This is a genomic window from Brachybacterium sp. (assembly GCF_052095815.1).
Lineage (GTDB): Bacteria > Actinomycetota > Actinomycetes > Actinomycetales > Dermabacteraceae > Brachybacterium.
The window spans coordinates 1-20,206 of sequence record NZ_JBQDLF010000019.1; the positions used below are offsets into that span (position 1 = coordinate 1).

Consider the following 20,206-nt stretch of genomic DNA (forward strand, 5'->3'; position numbering starts at 1 on the left):
GATAGAACGCCCCGTAGGCCCACCTTTGCCCCGCTGACCGGAGGCCCGACCCCCTGCCCTGTTCCGAGCGTTGCAGAGTGGGGCGATAGAACGCCCCATAGGCCCACCTTTGCCCCGCTGACCGGAGGTTCGCCGGGCCGGTGCGGCGTTCGCGAGCGAGGGGCACGCCCCCAGGGAATACGCTTAACGGGTTCCTCTCCTCGGGATAGTTGACTAAGCTAAGCCTCTGGTCCGATCGTCGGGCCCCCGATCCCCCTGAGGTTCTCTCCCCCATGCTCGGCACCATGCGCCGTCTCTGGCAGACGGTCCGTCCGATTCGCTTCCGCCTCTATCTGGGTCTGCTCAGCGCCATGACGGCGTCGATCGTCGCGCTGATGATCCCGCAGGTCCTCGAATTCATCGTCAACCGCCTCGAGGTCGATGCCACCGGTGCCACCATCTGGACCGGCGGTGCGATCGTGCTGGCCCTGGGCATCGTCGAGGCAGCCCTGATCTGGCTGCGTCGCACCTTCGCCGTCGCGCCCTCGACCACGGTCGAGAAGCAGATCCGGGTGAGCTTCTACCGCCGCGTCCAGCACATGCCGGTCACCTTCCACGACGGCTGGGGCTCCGGTCAGCTGCTCTCGCGGATGATGACCGACATCAACCAGATCCGCCGCTGGATCGCCTTCGGCATGATCATGGCCGTCACCAACGTCGTCACGATCACCGTGGGCATGGCCCTGCTGATCCGCTCCTCCGCGATCCTGGCGCTGATCTTCTTCCTCGCCGCGGTGCCGGTGACGATCATCGCCTACCGCTTCAACCGCAGCTTCTCCGTGCTCTCCCGCCTCTCGCAGGATCAGAACGGCGACCTCGCCACCACGATCGAGCAGTCGGTCCAGGGCATCCGCGTGCTGAAGGCCTTCGGTCGCGGCCCGTCGGCCCTCGAGGGCTTCACCGAGCAGGCCGAGGAGCTGCGCCGCACCGAGGTGCGCAAGGCCACCGCGATCGCCCGCTTCGACATGTTCATGTTCATGCTGCCGGAGCTCGCGCTCGGCGTGGCACTGCTGGTGGGCCTGCATCTCACCGCCTCGGGGGACATCTCCACCGGTCAGCTCGCCTCGTACTTCGCGACCGCCACCCTGGTGGTGGGCCCGGTGCGGATGCTGGGGATGCTGCTGGGCCAAGCCGTGAACGCGACCACTGCTCTGGACCGCCACTACGAGGTGATGGACTCCGAGAACACCATCACCTCCCCCGAATCACCGGCCCTGATCGATCCGGTCGCCGCGACCGGCGCGGTGCAGCTTCAGAACGTGCACTTCCGCTACGAGGACGCCCCGGACCATGTGCCCGACGTCCTGGACGGCGCGACCCTCGAGATCCTGCCCGGCGAGACCATGGCCCTGGTGGGCGTGACCGGCAGCGGGAAGTCCACCCTGCTGCAGCTCGTGCCGCGGCTGTATGACGTCACCTCCGGCACGATCACCATCGACGGGGTCGACGTCCGCGACATGGGCCTCACCGACCTGCGCAGCCTCACCGCCGTCGCCTTCGAGGACGCCACCCTGTTCTCCGACTCGGTGCGTGACAACGTGCTGCTGGGCGCCGACGCCTCGCTCAGCGAGGAGCAGGCCGAGGAGCTGCTGCACCTCGCGCTGCGCACCGCGGATGCCACGTTCGCGTACGACCTGCCGGACGGCGTGAACACCCGCATCGGTGAGGAGGGGATGAGCCTGTCCGGCGGGCAGCGGCAGCGCCTGGCCCTGGCCCGCTCGATCGCCGCCAAGCCCGCTGTGCTGCTGCTGGACGATCCGCTCTCGGCCCTGGACACCAGGACTGAGGAGACCGTCACCGAGCGCCTGCGCGAGGTGCTCACGGGCACCACCACCCTGATCGTCGCCCACCGCACCTCGACCGTGGCCCTGGCCGATCGGGTCGCACTGCTGGACAACGGCCGGGTGGTCGACGTCGGCACCCACACCGAGCTGATGGCGAGCTCCGCCCGCTACCGCTGGGTGATCGCCCATCAGGAGGAGGAGCGACGCCGCGACCAGGACATCGAGACCCTCACCGGTGAGCTCGAGCTCCGTGCGATCCAGGAGGAGGGCCGATGAGCAACCCCGCAGCGCAGAATCCACCGACGAACCAGCAGCCGGACCAGAACGATCCGGAGGAGCAGTCCTACACCGCCGAGGAGAACAAGGCGTCCCGGCAGCGATCCTTCGCCCTGCTCGGCGAGCTGATCTCCCCGGTCAAGGGCCAGTTCGTGCTGATGGCGATCATGGTCGTCTTCGCACAGCTGGCGGTCGTGGCCGGGCCTGCGATCATCGCCTGGGGCATCGACCACGGCCTGCCCTCCCTGATGGCGGGCGACTCCACCCCGGCCTACCAGGCGGCGGCGCTGGCCGTCGGCGCCGCGATCGTCGGCGGCGTGCTGACCTACGGTTACGTGCGCCAGTCGGTCGTCGTCGGCCAGAAGATGCTGCTGGCCCTCCGCCGCAAGGTCTTCCGCTTCACCCAGAAGCAGGATCTCGAGTTCCACGAGTCCTACACCTCGGGCCGGATCGTCTCCCGCCAGACCTCCGACATGGAGGCGCTGCGCGAGCTGCTGGACTCGGGCGTGAACGTGATGGTCGGCGCCTCGCTGTCGATGGTGTTCACGATCGTGCTGATCGTGACCATGGATCCGGTGACCGGCCTGGTGATGCTGCTGATGCTGATCCCCTGCGTGGCGCTGACGGTCTGGTTCCAGAAGCGCTCGCGCATCGAGTACCGCGCGATCCGCACCCATTCGGCGCGGCTGATCGTCCACTTCGTCGAGGCGATGGCCGGGGTCCGTGCGGTCAAGGCCTTCCGCAAGGAGGATCGCAATCAGGCGGAGTTCGATCGCCTCGCCCAGGACTACCGCGACGCCTCGCTGCGTTCGATCAACGTGTTCGGCATCTACCAGCCGGCGCTGCGCGTGCTCGCGAACATCACCATCGCCGCGGTGCTGGTGGTGGGCGGGTTCCGCGTGCTGAACGGCGACCTGCAGGTGGGCGTGCTGGTGGCACTGGTGCTCTACTCGCGCCGGTTCTTCCAGCCGGTGGACGAGATCGCGAACTTCTACAACGCCTTCCAGTCCGCCGTCGCGGCGCTCGAGAAGATCGCGAACCTCCTCGCCGTGCAGCCGCATGTGAAGGAGTCCCGCACTCCCACCGCGCTGCCCACCTCGACCGGGCAGGTGGACTTCGAACGCGTCGCCTTCCGGTACACCGAGGACGGCCCGCTGGTGCTCCAGCCGATGGACCTGCACATCCCTGCCGGGCAGACGATCGCCCTGGTCGGTCAGACGGGTGCCGGGAAGTCCACGGTCGCCAAGCTCATCGCCCGCTTCTACGACACCACCGAGGGACGGGTGACGCTGGACGGGGTGGACCTGCGGGACATCTCGATGAAGGACCTCACGCGCAACATCGTGATGGTCACCCAGGAGGCGTACCTGTTCTCCGGCACCGTCGCGGACAACATCGCGCTCGGCAAGCCGGGCGCGAGCCGGGAGGAGATCGAGGCCGCGGCCCGGGCCATCGGTGCCGACGCCTTCATCGAGAAGCTCCCCTACGGCTACGACACCGACGTGAACAAGCGCGGCGGCCGGGTCAGCGCCGGGCAGCGGCAGCTGATCTCCTTCGCCCGTGCCTTCCTCGCCGATCCGCGGGTGCTGATCCTCGACGAGGCCACCAGCTCGCTGGACATCCCCAGCGAGCGGATGGTGCAGGAGGGGCTGACGAAGCTGCTCGGGCATCGCACCTCGCTGATCATCGCCCACCGCCTGACCACCGTGATGATCGCGGATCGAGTGCTGGTGGTGCATGGCGGCGAGGTGGTCGAGGACGGCTCCCCCACCGAGCTGGTCGCCGCCGGCGGCCGCTTCGCCGCGCTCTACCAGGCGTGGCAGGACTCGATGTGAGGCGCGTGAGATCGCGGCGGCCGTCCCCGGGACAGCTGCCGCGATCTCACACCCCGAGCATCGCCCGCAGCGGCGCGGTGACGCCCTCGACCTGGACCGGCACGCTCGGCCGACGGAAGCTCTCCGGGGTCACCAGGAACCGCTGCTCGAGCACCGTCGGTCCCGGCAGGGTGGACATGTGAGTGCCGTTCTCGACGTAGCCGCAGGCCCGGGAGACCCCGAAGGAGGCGTCGTTCCCGACCGCGGCGGAGGACTCCGCGCGCGTCGCCCCGAGGTGGTCGAAGGCGAGGACCAGCATCGCCTGCCGCATCAGCGTGCCGTAGCCGTTGCCGTGGGCATCGAGCGTGAGCCAGGAGCCGGAGGTGACGGTGCGCCGCTCGGCGAAGCGCACGGCCGAGAGGTCCTGGCAGCCGATCAGCCGGCCCCCTGCCCAGATCCCGAGCGGCAGAGTCCACTCCTCCGGCGAGATGCCGCTGCGCAGCCGCCACTGGAAGCTCAGGGCGTTGCGCACACGCACCTCCGGCTCCTCGCGGTACCACCAGAACTTCGCCGGGGACTCCGGATCCTCGAAGATCGGCCGACGCAGCAGCGCGGCATATTCGGGCAGATCCGCATCGGCGAGCGGGCGCAGGGTGAGATCACCGGCGCGCAGCACGAGGCCGAAGGGCGGATGGAGGGCAACGAGGTCCGGGAAGCTCGGGGAATCCGTCATCGGCACAGGATAAGGGCCCTATCGCCCGCGAACTCCCTAGGCTGTCCCCATGACGACCGACGTGCTGCTGACCGGATTCGCCCCCTTCGCCGGGGCGGCGGTGAACGAGTCCTGGGAGTCGGTGCGCGACGCCGCGCCGCTGCTGCGCGCTGACGGGCTCACGGTGGTGACCCTCGAGCTGCCGGTCGAGTTCGGGCGAGCGGGGGACCTGCTCGCCGCCGCGGTGCGCACACATCGGCCCTCGCTGGTGGTCGCCGTCGGCCTCGCCGCCGGGCGCACGGGAATCACCCCGGAGCGGGTCGCGGTCAACGTGCGCGATGCGCGGATCCCGGACAACGCGGGAGCGAGCCCGGTGGACGAGCCGGTCGCGGCCGACGGACCGGTCGGCTACTTCAGCACCCTGCCGGTCAAGGCGATGGTCGCCGCGCTCGCGGCCGACGGGATCCCGGCCGCGGTCTCGCAGACGGCCGGCACCTATGTGTGCAACGACGTCTTCTACGCGCTCCAGCATCTCCTCGCGACGGACGAGGCGCTCGCCGGGATCCGTGGTGGCTTCGTGCACGTCCCCGCGGCCGACGTCGTCGGCTCCCCCACCGCGGCACGGGCGCTCGTAGCCATGGTCGAGGTGGCGCTGCGCACCGTGGTCGATGCGCCCCTCGCCGGCGGCGCCGAGCACTGACACCGAGAGGGTGCCGGGCGCGGAAGGAACGCGATCGGACCCCACGTCCCGCCGACGCAGCCCACCACCTCGCGTCCGTTCACCGCCTCGCGTCCCGTTCACCGCCTTCCACCGGCCTCACCACCTCATGTCAACCGGCCCGGCCAGATCGGGACGGCCCCTCGCTTCCTGATGTGCACAACTGGTGCATCACGGCGTCCATCGGCCGGGAAACAGCTCTCCTTCGCTCCTTCCGAGAAGATATCCACAGGGTTTTCCACAGCCGTGGACGAATGACAAAGATGTAGTTCCGCAGGTACAGCGGAGAACCCGGGCGTGTCGCGGCCCGCGTCGGCAGGGGAGGATGCTCGCCTGCGCACCCCTCGAACTGATCGCGCGCCAGCCCGCAGCCATCTGCGTTATCGCAGGTCATGGAATTGTTCCTGCCCGGTAGCCGAGTTCGCATGCGCACGGCGGGGTGGCGTCTCCGCAGGCTGCGTGCCCGGGAGCAGAACGGTGAGCATGCGCACGCCGGTCGAGCACCCCACAGACTGTCCCCACCGTCTATCCACAACCGAACCCCGGTTATCCACAGCAAGAACGTGAAATCCCCAAGCGTCCGCAGAGTTATCCCCATTCTCGTCCACATCTGGGGAAAACCACAGCCGTGTAGTTCCCCGATCCGGTCACGGGGCGGCTCCGACCCGTGCTAGAGGGGCCGGATCGCGAACGGGCCGGAACGGCTCCCGGATCGCGAACGGGCCGGGGCGGCCAGTCGGCGGATCCTCGCGATCCCCGCCCGTTCGCCACCCCGGCCCGTCCCGGTGCTCGACTCGCGCCCGCTGTCGGGCGCGAGGGTCACTGCCCGAGCACCAGCAGTGTCTTGACGGCGATCAGCACCAGCAGCAGAACCACCACCGCCGAGACCACGGCCGCGTGCACGAGGGCGGAGCGTCGGGCCAGGGCCTGCCGATCCGCTCCCGGCGCCGCCTTGGGGCGCAGGGCGAACATCCCCGCGGTCACCGCAGCACCCACCACCAGGCCTCCCAGGTGCCCCTGCCAAGAGATGTTGGGGACGGTGAAAGTGATGACGAGGTTCAGCCCGATCAGCACCAGGATCTGCGCGGTCTGCCCGCCCAGGTGCCGGTTGACGACGAACATCGCGGCGAACAGGCCGAACACGCCGCCGCTGGCCCCGAGAGTGCCGGTGAACCAGGACTGGCCCAGCGAATCGGCGATCACGTACACGGCGGCGTGCCCGCCGAGCACCGAGGTCAGATACACCGCGGAGTAGCGGACATGGCCGAGGGCCTGCTCGAGGTACTGTCCCACGATCCACAGTGCGTACATGTTCAGCGCCAGGTGCAGGATCCCGCCGTGCAGGAAGCCGGCGGTGAAGAAGGTCCACGGCATCACCACGGCGCGGAAGGGGACGAACAGTCCCAGCTGCACGACGATCTGCGGGGCGACCATCTGCCCGAGATAGGCCAGCACGTTCAGGCCGATCAGGGTGTACGTGACGTACGGGGTGCGCTTGCCGATGCTGGCACCCATCGCGTTGCGTGGCCGGGTCGAGGCCTGCTGCCGGGAGATCTCCCGCTCGCAATCCACGCAGAGCACCCCCACCGAGGTGGGACGCTGACAGTCCGGGCAGGCCGGGCGCTCGCAGCGCTTGCAGCGCACGTAGCTCACCCGATCGGGATGGCGGGGACACACCGGCGGGGCCTGCGGATCCGGATTGTCCTCGGCGCTGTAGCCGTAGCTGGGTCGTTCCATGCCCTCATTCCACCACGCGGGCCTGGGCCGCGCCCGAGCGGCACGGTGCGCGGCGCCCGCGAGGGAACGGTGCGCGACTCCCGCGCAGAGACCGTGCGCGGCGCCCGCGAGGAGCCGGTGCGCGGCGCACCGGTGCCTGAGGTACCGGGCACTCGCCCCACCGCGACCCATGCACCGCTCGGAGAAGCGGTGACATCATGTACATGATGTCACCGTCTCTCGCATGGCATCAGTGACCTCGGTCCGCTTCCGCGTCCCCGCGCGAGGTCGCCGTGGTGCCACCGCGGAGTGATGCCGACGTGGTGCCGGCCGGTGCAGTGCCGCCCCGGAGCAATGTCGCCGTGGTGCTGCCCGGGAACAGTGCCGTCACGCCACGGTGTACGGGAACGCCGCGAAGAGCTTCTCGAACCGTCGGTGCTGGGTCGCGCTCACGGGCCGCTGCTCATCGAGCACGAGTTTCCGCTTCCCGGCCGTCCCCGCACGGGACCAGACGCCCACCAGCTCGCCGCGCCGCAGCGCGGAACGTTTGAACACCCCGTTGTTGCCGGGGACCAGCGCGTGGTGACGTGCCTGGTCCATCAGGTAGAGCCGGTCGCGGTAGCCCAGCACCAGCTCGTCGAAGCCGGGCAGCAGCAGTTCGCGCATCGTCTCCTTCTCCTGCCCGGCGTACTCCTCGGCGAGGCCCGGCCGCCACCACAGCCGCTCCCCGTCGCCGCCGCGAGCGGAGTCGGCCGTGGCGTGGAGCCGGCCGTCCTTGTCCGCGAACCCGCTCTCCAACTGGCCCTCGAGCTGCGGCATCGCCGCGCGGATCGTCGTCAACGGCAGCTTCGACCACCAGGCGAGGTCTCGCTCCCCCGCGGGGCCGTGGCTGGTGAAGTAGCGCCGGGCGAGCTCGGCGACGGCCGCGGTCTCCTCACCGTTGAAGGCACCCTCGAGGTCGCTGCCGGCAGGCAGCCAGGTCCTCGCGAGCACCACGGCCGTCTCCCCCTCGCGCCAGGGACCGTAGGCGGCGATGCCGAAGGAGATCAGCTCGGACAGCAGATGGTATCCACGCCCCTGGTCGGTGCGGATCCCGGCCGCCTCCCACGCGGCCATCAGCTCCTTGCGCAGCACCCCGCGACCGACCCCCGGCACGGACTGCTCCCCGGCGGCCTCCTCGAGCACCTCCTGAGCCCGCTCCAGATGATGGTCCTCCAGCTCGAGCTGCCCGCGGCGGGAGATCGCCGCCCGCAGCGGACCAGCGGCGCACAGCTCGGTGAGCCAGGCCAGGGAATCGGCGGCGACGGCGAAGACGGTGCCGCGCATCGGATAGCCGCGCACCACCTCCCCACGGTCGAAGGCGGCGAGCACCGCGGCGACCTCTCCTCCGGTGCGCAGGGCGAGTGAGGCCATCACCCCCGCGAGGTCCTGCCCCTGGTGGGCGCCGAAGGCACGCGCCGCCGCAGCGGGGTCGTCGAAGCGGGGCGCACCGACCAGGCCCTGGGCGAGGATCCGGGCGCCCGCGAGGTGTCTCTGGGTCATGGCACGAGCGTACTGGCGGCCGTCCGGGCTCACCGGGGATCCATCGGGCGAACCAGGGATCCATCGAAAGGTTGATCCGGTCCGACGGCGCCGTCCATAGCGTGGAGACCACTCGACCACGAGCCCGATCCTCGCCCGCCACCAGCGGTCTTCGTCAGAAGGAAGCACAGTGCCCACCTCCACGTCCTCCCGTTCTCGGTCCCGCGCCGGTGATCCCGGCGCGGCCGCCGAACCGTCCGCCGCCGACCCGACCGTCACCGAACCGTCCGCCGCCGACCCGACCGTCACCGAGGGCCCCACCGGGCCCGTCGGCCGCCTCGCCGAGCGGGTCGCCACCGCCCTCACCGGCCGCCGCTCCGCCTGGGTGATGCTGGCCGTCTTCGTCGCGCTGCTGATCGCGATGGCCGGCGGACTGCGCGGCGCCGGCCCCGCCGCCGGCATGGACGCCCTGCCGGAGACTTCCGAGTCCTCCCGGGCGGCGGCGATCGCCGACACCATGGAGGGCAGCCGCTACCAGCCGGTGTTCGCCGTGGTCACCCGCGACGACGGCGCTGACCTCACCGCACAGGACGCCGCCGCCGTCGAGGCCCTGCGCGCCGACCTCGCCGAGGTCTCCGGGCGCGAGGCGATCGGCCCCATGCCCTCGGAGGACGGCGAGGCGAATCTGGTGATGACCACCGTCGACTCCGAGGCGGACGACGAGACGATCGACGCGATGATCGCGGACCTGCGCGCCGCGGCCGACGAGTCCGTCCCCGCCGAGCTCACCGTCTCCGTCACCGGCGGCCCTGCCGTCGGCTCCGACATCCGCGGCGCCTTCGACGGCGCGAACTTCACCCTGCTCGCGGTGACCATCGCGGTGGTGGCCGTGCTGCTGCTGCTGACCTACCGCTCCCCGATCCTGTGGCTGGTGCCGCTGTCGATCGTGGCGCTGGCCGACGGCGCCGCAGGCGCGCTGACCTCGATGCTCGGTGAGCAGTTCTCCCTCGCCTTCGACTCCGGGGTGATCAGCGTGCTGGTGTTCGGGGCGGGCACGAACTACGCCCTGCTGCTGATCTCCCGCTACCGCGAGGAGCTGCACTCCCACACCGATCACCGCGCGGCGCTCGCCACCGCCTGGAAGCGCACGGCCCCGGCGATCATCGCCTCGAACGTCACCGTGGTGCTGGCCCTGATGACGCTGCTGGCCGCAGTCATGCCCGCCACCCGTGGGCTCGGCGTCGCCGCCGCGGCCGGCCTGTTCGTGGCACTGGTCGCCGTGCTGTTCCCGCTCACCGCACTGCTGGCCGTCGTGGGTCGGCGCGTGTTCTGGCCCTTCGTGCCCAGGCCCGCGACGGCGGAGAGCGCCGGGGCCGCTGAGACCTCTGAGAGCCCGGCGAGCACCGTCACCCGTCGTGACGACGCCGAGCACGGGCCCTTCGCGGCCGTGGCCCGCACGGTCACCCGTCGGCCCGCCGTGGCCGCAGTAGGCTCGGTGCTGCTGATGGCGGTGCTGGCCACCGGCCTCCTGGGCACCCGGATCGGGCTCGCGCAGGACGAGCAGTTCGCCTCCGCCAACGAGTCCTCCATCGGTTTCGCCGCGATGGCCGAGCACTACGGCGCGGGCGAGAGCGCGCCGCACGTGATCGTGGTGCGCGAAGCCACCGACAGCACTGTGGAGGCGGCGATCGCTGTTGCCGAGTCGGTGCCGGGCATCGACCGCGTCTCGGTCACCGGCACCACGCCGGAGGGGTGGGCCGTGCTCTCCGCCGTCGGCACCGCCCAGCCGGAGTCCCCGGCCGCGATCGAGGAGGCCGAGGGGCTGCGCCAGGCGCTGCACTCCCTGGCCGGAGCCGACGCCCTGGTGGGCGGCACCACCGCGAGCGCCATGGACGTGCGCGCCGATTCCCTCCGCGACCTGCTGGTGGTGGCGCCGATGATCCTCGCCGTGGTGCTGATCGTGCTGATCGTGCTGCTGCGCGCCGTGATCGCGCCGCTGGTGCTGCTGAGCGTGAACGTGGCCAGCTCCGTCGCCGCGATCGGGCTGGGGCTGTGGACGGGCCGGCTCCTGTTCGACATCCCCGCACTGGATGTGACGGTGCCGCTGCTGGCCTTCCTGTTCCTGGTCGCCCTCGGCGTGGACTACACCATCTTCCTGGTCCACCGGGCCCGCCACGAAGCGGCGCTCCATGGCACCACGCAGGGCATGGTGCGGGCCGTGGGCTCCACCGGCGTGGTCATCACCAGCGCGGGTGTGGTGCTCGCCGCCGTGTTCGCGGCGCTGGGCGTGCTGCCACTGGTGGTGCTCGGTCAGCTGGGCCTGATCGTGGGGCTGGGCGTCCTGCTGGACACTCTGCTGGTGCGCACCGTGCTGGTGCCGGCGCTGTTCGCGCTGATCGGGGACCGCATGTGGTGGCCCTCCCGCCCGGCGGCGATGCCCGCGGGCGAGTGAGCCCTCGCCGTGCCGGACCTGGCGGGTGTTCGGCACGGCTCCCGGTGCGTAGCGCAGTAAGGATAGGCTTCCATCATCGCAGGTCAGCGAAGCCTCACCTTGCTTGTTTGGACAAAGTCCAAACAGTAATGTGGAGGCATGACACTCCTGGACAAGCCCTCACCCCACCCTCGGGCCATGGCGTCCGCCGCGCCCTCCCCGACCGTCGGCACCCCTGCTCCCGCTGCCGCCGACACCGCCCGCACCCCGCGCGACCACGGCCAGGAGCGCACCTCGCGCTCCGAACAGGTGAACCGGCTGCGCGCCGGCGTGCTCGGCGCGAACGACGGGATCGTCTCCGTGGCCGGCCTCGCCGTCGGCGTCGCGGGTGCCACCGCCGACATCCGCTGGCTGCTGATCGCCGGCCTCGCCGCGCTGGTCGCCGGTGCGCTCTCCATGGCGATGGGCGAGTACGTCTCCGTCTCCACCCAGCGCGACACCGACCGGGCCCTGATCACCCGCACCCGCGCCGAGCTCGCCGCCGACCCCGCGGCCGAGCACGACCACCTGGTCGAGGCACTCACCGAGACCGGCATCCCCGAGGAGGTCGTCGAGTCCGTCGCCACCTCGCTCGAGCGCCACGACGCCCTCGCCGCGCACACCCGGTTCCGCCACGACGTCGAGGACGATGCGGTCGTCTCACCCTGGGGCGCGGCCGCGGCCTCGCTGGTCTCCTTCTCCCTCGGCGGCATCGTCCCGCTGATCGCGATCCTCGCCGCCCCGCCCCTGCTGCGCCTGCCGGTCACGATGGCCGCGGTGGTCGCGGCCCTCGCGCTGCTGGGCATGGTCAGCGCCCGCCTGGGCCAGGCCGACGCCGGCCGTGCCACGGCCCGCACGATCGTCGGCGGCCTGCTCGCGATCGTCGTGACCTACGGGATCGGGGCCGCCCTGGGCGTCGCGGTCGGCTGACCCGGCACGACGGTCGCCGCACGAGCTGCCTGCGACTTTTGCACGGGTGACAGGATGGTAGGCTGACCTGCGGTCACATCCCCTCATCGAAAGCGGTCCATGACGTCCCGACGCCCGTCCGTCCCGACCGCGACCCTCGCCCGCCGCGGCGTGCTCCTCGCGTCCCCCACCCTGCTGCTGGCCGGGTGCGGCCTGCTGCCGCTCCCCGACCTCCGCGGCGGCCCGGCGGGCGGCGACGGCGCGGCCGACGGCGCCGGAGCGCCCTCCCCGTCGACCGCCGGTGCGGCCGACGGTGTCGCCACCGTCGATCTCGCGCCGACCGTCCTCGAGGACGCCGAGGACGCGGCGGACCTGGTCAGGGCCCTCGAGGACTCGACGACGCTGCGCAACCCCTGGTCCGCGCTGACCGTCACCGGCACCGCGCTGCTGGAGGAGCTGACGGCGGAGGTCTTCACCCGGCTCACGGGCGAGGAGCCGCCCGCCGCCGATGACGCCGACGAGGAGCTCTCCGGCGCCCCCGCCACGACGATCCGCCCGCCCGAGGGCCGCGCCTTCCTGCTGGCCACGTGGGAGTCGACGGACTCCGAGTGGCAGCCCGCCCCGCGCGGTTCCGTCTCCACCGCGATCTCGCTGGCGGTGGGCGGGAACGTGGAGCGCGGCGCGGCCCGCGCCCGGGAGGACGAGACCGAGCTCAGCGGCGCGGTGCTCGCGGTCGTCGAGGCCGATCCGTCGCCCGCGGCGGCGACGCTGCACACCGAGGTCGACGACGGCGTCCAGCAGCTGTCCCTGATCGACGGCTCCCTGGTGGAGACCGTCGCCCCGGCCCTCTACCCCGAGGCCGCGACCGTCGAGGTCACCGACGCCCAGGTGCTCGACGTGGAGGTGCCCGACGGGGTGGTGCGGGACGTCATGCACCTGCGCGGCACGGTGGACTCCGCGTACCTGACCTCGTTCATCGTCGGCGGCCAGTCCCACGGCGGCTCGCTGGGCTGGGCGGACGAGGACGAGGTGTTCGCGGTGGTCCAGCTCAGCTGGGTGAAGGACTACACCGCCTCCCTGAAGGACCTCAGCCGCATCGCGCTGGTGCTCGAGGACGGCACCGAGGTCCCGCCCGAGCAGGGGGAGGACCAGATCTTCGGCGACCACACGGACAACCTCGCGACCTTCCGCATCCCGGCGGACACCGCGGAGGCGACGGTGCGGATCGATCCGCGCTTCCAGGAGCTCCTCGACGACGAGTCCGATCACGTCTACGACCCGATCCGCGCCACGCTCACCATCGCCTGACCGCCGGCCCCGTCGGCCGGTGCAGGAGCGCCGCCGGTGTCCCCGCAGCCGGCCGGGGCCGGCAGCGCGAGGACGCCGACGGCGCCGAGCGGGAGCGAGCGCCTCACAGCGCCCGGGGGATCACTTCTCGATGGTCACCGAGGTGATGACGACGTCCTCGAGGGGACGGTCGCGCATATCGGTCTTGACGGCCTCGATGGCGTCGACGACCTTCTTGGAGTCCTCGTCGGCGACCTCACCGAAGACGGTGTGCTTGCCCTGCAGGTGCGGGGTGGGGCCGACGGTGATGAAGAACTGCGAACCGTTGGTGCCGGAGGGCTTGCCGGTCAGCGCGTTGCGGCGCTTGCCGGCGTTGGCCATCGCGAGCACATAGGGCTCGTTGAAGTTCTTCTCCGAGATCTCGTCATCGAAGTTGTAGCCGGGGCCGCCGGTGCCGGTGCCCAGCGGGTCGCCGCCCTGCAGCATGAAGCCGGAGATGATGCGGTGGAAGATGACGCCGTCGTAGAACGGACGGGTGACCTTCTCGCCGGTCTCCGGGTCGGAGAACTCGCGGGCGCCCTCAGCGAGGCCCACGAAGTTCTCGACGGTCTTGGGGGCATGGTTCGGGAACAGCTCCATGCGGATGTCGCCATGGTTGGTGTGAAGAGTTGCAAACATGGCGACATCCTCCCACATGGGACGCCTGGCCGACCGACTGGACGGGCACCGCGCACCTCTGCTTCTTCTCATCTGCTGTGAGCGTGCAGACTCGCTCACGTTAGAGTTGTGCCACACGGGTTCGTGACGGTCTTCCGACTGTCCGGGCCCAGGGACCACCGTCGGCCCGACCCGACGGATTCGACCGAAAGGGGAACCCCATGGCGCTGACCACCAAGCGGGAAGCCAAGAAGGCTAAGAAGCACGCCGCGAAGACGGCTGATGCCGCGAGTGCGACCAGCCAGAACGCCCAGAACGCCGTCGAGGAGCTGCAGAAGCTCGCCGCTCAGGTGGGCCCCGTGGTGTCCGAGGGCGCTCGCGAGGCTCGTACCCGTGCGACCGAGCTGTACGACCACTACGCACCCGAGGCCCAGCAGAAGCTGCGCGAGCAGTCGGACAAGCTCCGCGACCAGTCGGAGAAGTTCTCGCAGAACCTCGGCCCGCGTGCGGACAAGATCCGTCACGACGTGCAGGACGACTACATCCCGCGCGCCCGCAAGACCGCCGAGACCACCGGCACCGTCCTGAAGGCCGCCGTCGACGCCGCCCGCAAGGAGCTCGACAAGGGCCAGGGCAGCATCCGCTCGGCCGTCCTCGAGCCGACGCCGCAGCCCAAGAAGAGCCGTGCCGGCAAGGTGCTGCTCATCCTGGGCCTGACCGCCGCGGGTGCCGCCGCCGGCTACGTCGTGTGGCAGAAGACCCGTCCGGTCGAGGATCCGTGGGCCCCGCCCGCCGACTTCGCCCGTGCGCACTACCCGGCGTCCGCCGCGAATGAGTCCGACTCCTCGACCGTCTCCGACACCGTCGGCTCGGCCGATGCCGGTGACGTCGCCTCGGCCCTGAAGGGTGAGGACCGCTCCTCCGACGTGGAGCCCAAGGAGGTCAAGGTCGATTCCGATCCGGACGCCTCCTCAGCCGACGACGAGAAGCGTGGCAACCACCGCGGCGACTCCTGAGTCCGCGCCTCGGTGCTTCACGAGTGAGCGCCTCACGGAGCAGTCCGTGAACCACAGCGCGGCGGTCCCGTCCCCGGACGGTGACCGCCGCGCTGTCGTCATCTCCGGGATCGTCACCACCCGCCTGCGCCTGGCACCGGTGCGCGCGGAGGATCTCGAGGAGCTGTTCACGCTGCACTCCGATCCCCGCGCCTTCGCCGAGGACACCACCGCCCCGCTCACGCAGCTCGCCCAGATGCGGCAGGTGCTCGCGCAGTGGTGCAGCGCGTGGGAGCGGGACGGGCTGGGGTACTTCACGGTGCGGGCACGGGCTGCGGCGGAGCCCGACGCCCGGTGCGAGTCGCCGCGCGGCGGCCCACAGGGTGCCGATGGCGGGGCCGAGGAACTGCCGGCAGGCCTGCTCGGCGTCGTGGGTATCACCGCTCTGCGAGCCGACGACTCCGAGCTGCTGAGCGCCTACTGGCGACTGGATCCCGGAATGACCGGCCGAGGCGTGGCCAGCGAGGCGATGCGCGCCGTGCTCACCGATCCGCACCGCGGACCGGGCGGTCGCGAAGTGATCGCGGTGACCGCCTCCCGCAACCTCACCTCGCGCACCCTCGCGGCCCGTCTCGGCTTCCGCCCCGCGGCAGCTGCGCGCCCCGTGCCCGGCAGGCGGGTGGGCGATGTGCTGCTCGTGCGTCCCGCTTCCTAGACTGGCCGGCATGTCTGCCGCCCCGAACCCGCCCGGCGCGGGCCGCTACGCCCCCTCCCCCAGCGGTGACCTGCACCTGGGGAACCTGCGCACCGCGATCCTCGCCTGGGCACTCGCCCGCCGCACCGGCCGCGCCTTCCATCTGCGCGTCGAGGACCTGGACCGGGTCAAGGAGGGCTCCGAGCAGCGACAGCTCGAGGATCTCGCCGCACTGGGGATGGACTGGGACGGGGAAGTAGTCCGCCAGTCCGAGCGGGGGGCGGCGTACGACGAGGCCATCAGCCGCCTCGAGGCGCAGGGCCAGGTCTTCGAGTGCTACTGCACCCGCCGGGAGATCCTCGAGGCTCCCAGCGCCCCGCACGCTCCGCCCGGCGCCTACCCCGGGACCTGCCGTGACCTCACCCTCGCCGCGCGCGAGCAGGGACGACAGCGGATGTGGGAGCTGCGGCGCGCACCGGCCCTCCGACTGCGCACCGAGGTGGAGTCGTGGCAGATCCACGATCTCTGGGCGGGAGAGGTGACGGGCACGGTCGATGATCTGGTGCTGCGGCGCGGCGACGGCGTGGTCGCCTACAACCTGGCCGTGGTGGTCGATGATGCCGCAGCGAGAGTGGACCAGGTGGTGCGGGCTGATGATCTGCTCAGCTCGGCTCCACGCCAAGCGCATCTCGCCCAGCTGCTGGGCCTGCCGGAGCCGGGTTATGCGCACGTCCCGCTCGCGGTGAACTTCGCCGGGGCCCGGCTCGCAAAGCGCGATGGCGCGGTGACGCTGCGGGATCGTCTGGCACGCGGCGAGAGCGTGCCCGAGGTCATGGGCCGGATCGGGAACTCGCTGGGGCTGCGCGGCTGCCGTGCTGCGGCCGACGTTCTCGAGCGATGGGACCCGGCCGCATCGCCGCGGCATCCGTGGGTGGTCGAGCTGCCGGGCTGACCCTGTCGGTGTCTGCGGGCGTTTGCCGCACCACACTTATTGCCGAACAGTAACACTTCTCGATACACAAATGTATCGTGTGCGGCGTGATGCGACTCCTCCGTGCACTCCTCTCTGCCCTGTCCACCGTCCTCACAACTGCCCGCCGCGCTGTGTCCTCGGCCGTCGGCGTCCTGGGCGGTGCGCTCGCCCGCGCCCTCGGAGCGACCGGTCGCGGGCTCTCCGCCGTCGGCCGCGGAGCCCTGGCCCTGCTGCCCGGTGAGTGGAAGAAGCCGATCGCGGCACTGTTCGTGACCGGCCTTGCCCTGGTCCCATTGATCTACTCGGGCAACATGACCTGGTCGTTCCTCGATCCGAGCAACAGCCTCGACCAGATCACCGCCGCCGTGGTGAACGAGGACGAGGGCGCCACGGCCACCTCCCCGGACGGCGAGGAGAGCGAGCTGAACGTCGGCGCGGAGTTCACCGACACGCTCCTGGACCTCGACAAGGAGACCGTGTACCGCTTCGTGGAGGTCTCTCCCGGTGAAGCTCATCGTGGCCTGGCGGACGGCACCTACGGCGCGACCGTCGAGATCCCCTCGGACTTTTCGGCGAACATCGCCTCCCTCGGCGGCGATGCCGAACACGCGGCTCCGGCTCTGCTCACGGTGACCACCAACGACTCGGTGAACTACGTGGGCGGCAACTTCACGAAGTCCGTGGGGACAGCGCTGACCGATTCGCTGCGCTCGAGCGTGCTCGAGCAGTACCTGGGCCAGATCTACGTGGGCTTCACGACCATCCACGACGGCTTGGGCGATGCCGTCGACGGCGCCGGCGAGCTCACCGACGGTGCCACCACCCTGCACGACGGCACCGGAGACCTGGTCGACGGCAGCACCGAGCTGGCTGACGGCACAGCACAGCTGGTGGATGGCGGTGCGGAGCTGGCTGACGGCACGCACGCCCTGCACTCCGGGAGCCTAGACCTGGTCGTGGGCCTCGACCAGCTGAGCACCGGCGCGGTCACCCTGCGCGACGGGACCGCGACCCTCGACGCCGGCGCCCGCGAGCTCCGCACGGGCCTGGTGACCCTCGACGAGAACGGACAGCCGCTGCGCAGCGGGGCCCAGCAGCTCGCCACCGGCACCTCGGAGCTCGCGACCGGCGCGGGCACCCTCGCCGACGGCGCCGGGCAGGTCGCCGAGGGCACCCGCCAGCTCGACGAGACCGTCACCGCCGCGCAGCAGCGCGCCGACGAGCTCGGCGTGACCCCCGAGAGCGTGCAGCGCACCAGCGAGGACCTCGTCACCGCGATCGACGCTCTCGAGGGCATCGCCACGGACCTGCCGGGACGACTCGCCGACCCGGTCACCGCCGCCGGCACCGTCTCCGAGACGGCCACGACCCTCGACGAGACCGTGACCAGCCTGGACGAGACCGCGCAGAACCTCGACCAGACCACGACCGACCGCACCGAGGACGCCCGCACCCTGCGCGACGCCGCCTCCACCATCGGTGAGGACGCCACCGCACTGGACGAGGACGTGCAAAGCGCGCACGAGGCCACCACCACCGCCTCCGAGAGCGCCGCCACCAGCGAGCAGAGCGTCCGGGACTACACCGAGGAGGTCGATGTTCTCGCCGCACGCTGCGAGGCCTCCGGCGCCGACGCCTCCTTCTGCCAGGACCTCACAAGCACGGCGGACTCCTCCCATCAGGTGCGCGACGACGCCGAGCAGGCCTCCGTCGACACGGCCACGGCCCAGGAGGCCACGGGCACCGCGGCCGAGCAGTCGACCGACATCGCCGGCATCGCTTCGGACATGACCGGCTCCGCGGAATCGATGGTCACCTACACCGAGGGGCTCTCCGAGACCACCTCGACCCTCGCCCGGGGCACCTCCTCCCTCTCCGAGGCCACGGGGACCCTCGCCGAGGACACCTCGACCCTCGAACAGGACCTCAGCACCCTGCGCGACGACGCCGTCTCGGCCGCTCCCTCCCCCGAGCAGGGGACGAGCGCCTCCGACCTCGCTACAGACCTCGCGCAGCAGGCCCGCACCGCAGCGACGGCCCTGCCCGAGGCCTACGGCGCGCTCGAACAGGGCGCGCAGGACGCACGCCGCCTGAACACCGGCGCCCAGGAGGTCGCCTCGGGCGCCGACCGGCTCGCCGAAGCGAGCGGCACTGCGAGCGACGGCGCACAGACCCTCTCCGGCGGGGTCACCCGCTACACGGACGGGGTGGGCACCGCCCGCACCGGTGCCGAACAGCTCTCCGGAGGCACCGGTCAGCTAGCCGACGGCGCCCAGCAGCTGGTCGACGGGACATCCGAGGCCGGAGACGGTGCGCAGCAGCTCGCCAGCGGTGCCGGACAGCTCGAGGATGGTGCCACGCAGCTCCACGACGGCGCGACACAGGTCGACGACGGGGCGACCGAGCTGGCCGACGGCGCGGTCGCCCTCGACGACGGGGCGGGCGAGCTCGCGGACGGCTCGGAGGAGCTGCGAGACGGGCTCGCCGAGTCCCAGGACGACATCCCCGCCTACACCGACGACGAGAGCGACGCGCTCTCGGAGACAGCCGCAGAGCCTGTGCAGATGAGCTTCGAGCGCGCCCATGAGCTCACCCGCTTCGGCGAGGGCCTGGCGCCGCTGTTCCTCGCGATCAGCCTCTGGGTGGGCGGCATGGCCATCTTCCTGATGATGCCGCCGTTCTCCTCCCAGGCCGCCGCTCGCGGCGTGGGCCCGGTACGACTGCTGGCCGGTGGCCTGGTGCCCGCACAGCTGCTGGGCCTGGTGCAGACCGCCATCGCCGTGGGAGCCCTGTACTTGCTGGTGGGCGTCTCGATGAACGACCTGCCCCTGATGATGGGCTTGGCGGCGTTCACCTCGGTGGTGTTCGTGGCGCTGAACCACGGCTTCGGCGCCCTGTTCGGGCCGGTCGGGAAGTTCGTGGCGCTGGTGCTGATCGCAATGCAGATCTCCGGTGCCGGGGGCACCTATCCGGTCTCGACGCTGCCGCAGTTCTTCCAGGTGATCCACCCGTATCTGCCGATGACCCACGCCGTGGACGCCTTCCGCGGAGCGATCGGCGGAGGCTGGATCGACCCCGCCGGGGATCTGCAGTGGCTCGGCGGGTGGCTGCTCCTCGGCATCGCCCTGGGCCTGGCCGGCGCGCTGAAGGAGGGGCGCCGGGCCTCGGCCCAGACACCGGCATATGGTGACACCGGCGCATGGTGACACCGGCACGAGCACATGCTGACACCGGCACATGGTCGGGTACCGGCGCAGGAGCGATGACTATGCCTATTTCGCCGTACTGATCGCCCTGACGCCAGCACTCGACCATTATCCGGCCAGAAATGACCGGGGCGGTCAGTGAGAGGCCGGGGATGCCGCTGCTGCGCCGGCAACGGATGCTTCCTCCACGGCGGTGCTCCCTCCACAGCGGAGGTTCTCGGCCCTCGTCCGCACCAGCTTTGACCTGTACTGCAGGTATGAGAATCCCCGGTATCGCACACAGATCAGATCTCCCGGGTCTCGGCATCACCGACGCCACTCGTCGGCGACTGCTCCGACAGGGGCAGATGAGGCGGGTCGGCACCTGGTACGTGACCGACGAGGCCCCTGAAGCCCTCGTCGCCCTGCTGGAACAGGGAGTGCGACCCACCTGTG

General features: G+C 71.1%; 14 protein-coding genes. 10 read left to right on the forward strand and 4 right to left on the reverse strand.

All coding sequences use genetic code 11. The annotated features are described in order from the left end of the window. Nucleotides 1–272 precede the first annotated feature (272 nt). Both ACTH43_RS09240 and ACTH43_RS09245 read left to right on the forward strand, forming a co-directional pair. Entirely contained in the window at nucleotides 273–2,099 is a 1,827-nt protein-coding gene (locus ACTH43_RS09240) for an ABC transporter ATP-binding protein (protein WP_441444616.1), read from the forward strand. Then, nucleotides 2,096–3,934: an ABC transporter ATP-binding protein gene (locus ACTH43_RS09245; protein ID WP_441444617.1), complete on the forward strand. Its 1,839-nt coding sequence runs from the start codon at nucleotides 2,096–2,098 to the stop codon at nucleotides 3,932–3,934. Before ACTH43_RS09240 ends, ACTH43_RS09245 begins: the two co-directional genes overlap by 4 nt. 46 nt (nucleotides 3,935–3,980) lie before the next feature. Here the strand turns inward: ACTH43_RS09245 and ACTH43_RS09250 are convergent, their stop codons facing one another. Further along, nucleotides 3,981–4,646, reverse strand: a complete 666-nt coding sequence (locus ACTH43_RS09250; RefSeq protein WP_441444618.1) for a GNAT family N-acetyltransferase — start codon at nucleotides 4,644–4,646, stop codon at nucleotides 3,981–3,983. 49 nt (nucleotides 4,647–4,695) lie between these two features. Here ACTH43_RS09250 and pcp point away from each other — a divergent pair, with 49 nt between their 5' ends. After that, complete coding sequence (gene pcp / locus ACTH43_RS09255; protein WP_441444619.1) at nucleotides 4,696–5,325, forward strand: pyroglutamyl-peptidase I; 630 nt, start codon at nucleotides 4,696–4,698, stop codon at nucleotides 5,323–5,325. An 837-nt stretch (nucleotides 5,326–6,162) separates the two neighbouring features. Here pcp and ACTH43_RS09260 read toward each other — a convergent pair. Together ACTH43_RS09260 and ACTH43_RS09265 are read right to left on the reverse strand one after the other, a co-directional pair. Then, the gene (locus tag ACTH43_RS09260) at nucleotides 6,163–7,080 is read right to left on the reverse strand and encodes a rhomboid family intramembrane serine protease (RefSeq protein ID WP_441444620.1); all 918 of its coding nucleotides are present in this window, start codon (nucleotides 7,078–7,080) and stop codon (nucleotides 6,163–6,165) included. Between the two features lie 366 nt (nucleotides 7,081–7,446). Further along, nucleotides 7,447–8,601: a DNA glycosylase AlkZ-like family protein gene (locus ACTH43_RS09265; protein WP_441444621.1), complete on the reverse strand. Its 1,155-nt coding sequence runs from the start codon at nucleotides 8,599–8,601 to the stop codon at nucleotides 7,447–7,449. Between the two features lie 169 nt (nucleotides 8,602–8,770). Here ACTH43_RS09265 and ACTH43_RS09270 point away from each other — a divergent pair, with 169 nt between their 5' ends. The 3 genes from ACTH43_RS09270 (at nucleotide 8,771) to ACTH43_RS09280 (ending at nucleotide 13,267) form a co-directional block, all read left to right on the forward strand. Further along, nucleotides 8,771–11,032, forward strand: coding sequence for an MMPL family transporter (locus tag ACTH43_RS09270; protein ID WP_441444622.1), 2,262 nt, complete (start codon nucleotides 8,771–8,773; stop codon nucleotides 11,030–11,032). A 177-nt stretch (nucleotides 11,033–11,209) separates the two neighbouring features. Next, entirely contained in the window at nucleotides 11,210–11,980 is a 771-nt protein-coding gene (locus ACTH43_RS09275; RefSeq protein ID WP_441444623.1) for a VIT1/CCC1 transporter family protein, read from the forward strand. A gap of 99 nt (nucleotides 11,981–12,079) precedes the next feature. Continuing rightward, on the forward strand, nucleotides 12,080–13,267 hold the full coding sequence (locus ACTH43_RS09280; RefSeq protein WP_441444624.1) for a hypothetical protein: 1,188 nt from the start codon (nucleotides 12,080–12,082) through the stop codon (nucleotides 13,265–13,267). Nucleotides 13,268–13,387: 120 nt separating this feature from the next. On the opposite strand, the gene ACTH43_RS09285 is transcribed toward ACTH43_RS09280, so the two are convergent. Further along, complete coding sequence (locus tag ACTH43_RS09285; protein ID WP_441444625.1) at nucleotides 13,388–13,924, reverse strand: peptidylprolyl isomerase; 537 nt, start codon at nucleotides 13,922–13,924, stop codon at nucleotides 13,388–13,390. Nucleotides 13,925–14,124: 200 nt separating this feature from the next. Between ACTH43_RS09285 and ACTH43_RS09290 the strand changes: the two genes are divergently transcribed. From ACTH43_RS09290 to ACTH43_RS09305, 4 genes are all read left to right on the forward strand, one after another. Continuing rightward, nucleotides 14,125–14,919 (forward strand): hypothetical protein, encoded by a 795-nt coding sequence (locus tag ACTH43_RS09290; RefSeq protein WP_441444626.1) that lies wholly within the window; start codon nucleotides 14,125–14,127, stop codon nucleotides 14,917–14,919. Between the two features lie 46 nt (nucleotides 14,920–14,965). Next, on the forward strand, nucleotides 14,966–15,613 hold the full coding sequence (locus ACTH43_RS09295; protein WP_441444627.1) for a GNAT family N-acetyltransferase: 648 nt from the start codon (nucleotides 14,966–14,968) through the stop codon (nucleotides 15,611–15,613). A gap of 10 nt (nucleotides 15,614–15,623) precedes the next feature. Then, nucleotides 15,624–16,544 carry a tRNA glutamyl-Q(34) synthetase GluQRS gene (gene gluQRS, locus ACTH43_RS09300; RefSeq protein ID WP_441444628.1) on the forward strand — a complete coding sequence of 307 codons (921 nt, stop codon included), beginning with the start codon at nucleotides 15,624–15,626 and terminating at the stop codon, nucleotides 16,542–16,544. Between the two features lie 89 nt (nucleotides 16,545–16,633). Beyond that, entirely contained in the window at nucleotides 16,634–19,771 is a 3,138-nt protein-coding gene (locus tag ACTH43_RS09305) for a YhgE/Pip family protein (protein ID WP_441444663.1), read from the forward strand. The last annotated feature ends 435 nt before the right edge of the window (nucleotides 19,772–20,206 follow it).

Coding starts and splice junctions, on each gene's coding strand:
- ACTH43_RS09240 (WP_441444616.1), top strand. CDS start 273: ATGCTCGGCACCATGCGCCGTCTCTGGCAGACGGTCCGTCCGATTCGC.
- pcp (WP_441444619.1), top strand. CDS start 4,696: ATGACGACCGACGTGCTGCTGACCGGATTCGCCCCCTTCGCCGGGGCG.
- ACTH43_RS09245 (WP_441444617.1), top strand. CDS start 2,096: ATGAGCAACCCCGCAGCGCAGAATCCACCGACGAACCAGCAGCCGGAC.
- ACTH43_RS09280 (WP_441444624.1), top strand. CDS start 12,080: ATGACGTCCCGACGCCCGTCCGTCCCGACCGCGACCCTCGCCCGCCGC.
- ACTH43_RS09290 (WP_441444626.1), top strand. CDS start 14,125: ATGGCGCTGACCACCAAGCGGGAAGCCAAGAAGGCTAAGAAGCACGCC.
- ACTH43_RS09250 (WP_441444618.1), bottom strand. CDS start 4,646: ATGACGGATTCCCCGAGCTTCCCGGACCTCGTTGCCCTCCATCCGCCC.
- ACTH43_RS09305 (WP_441444663.1), top strand. CDS start 16,634: ATGCGACTCCTCCGTGCACTCCTCTCTGCCCTGTCCACCGTCCTCACA.
- ACTH43_RS09265 (WP_441444621.1), bottom strand. CDS start 8,601: ATGACCCAGAGACACCTCGCGGGCGCCCGGATCCTCGCCCAGGGCCTG.
- ACTH43_RS09275 (WP_441444623.1), top strand. CDS start 11,210: ATGGCGTCCGCCGCGCCCTCCCCGACCGTCGGCACCCCTGCTCCCGCT.
- gluQRS (WP_441444628.1), top strand. CDS start 15,624: ATGTCTGCCGCCCCGAACCCGCCCGGCGCGGGCCGCTACGCCCCCTCC.
- ACTH43_RS09260 (WP_441444620.1), bottom strand. CDS start 7,080: ATGGAACGACCCAGCTACGGCTACAGCGCCGAGGACAATCCGGATCCG.
- ACTH43_RS09285 (WP_441444625.1), bottom strand. CDS start 13,924: ATGTTTGCAACTCTTCACACCAACCATGGCGACATCCGCATGGAGCTG.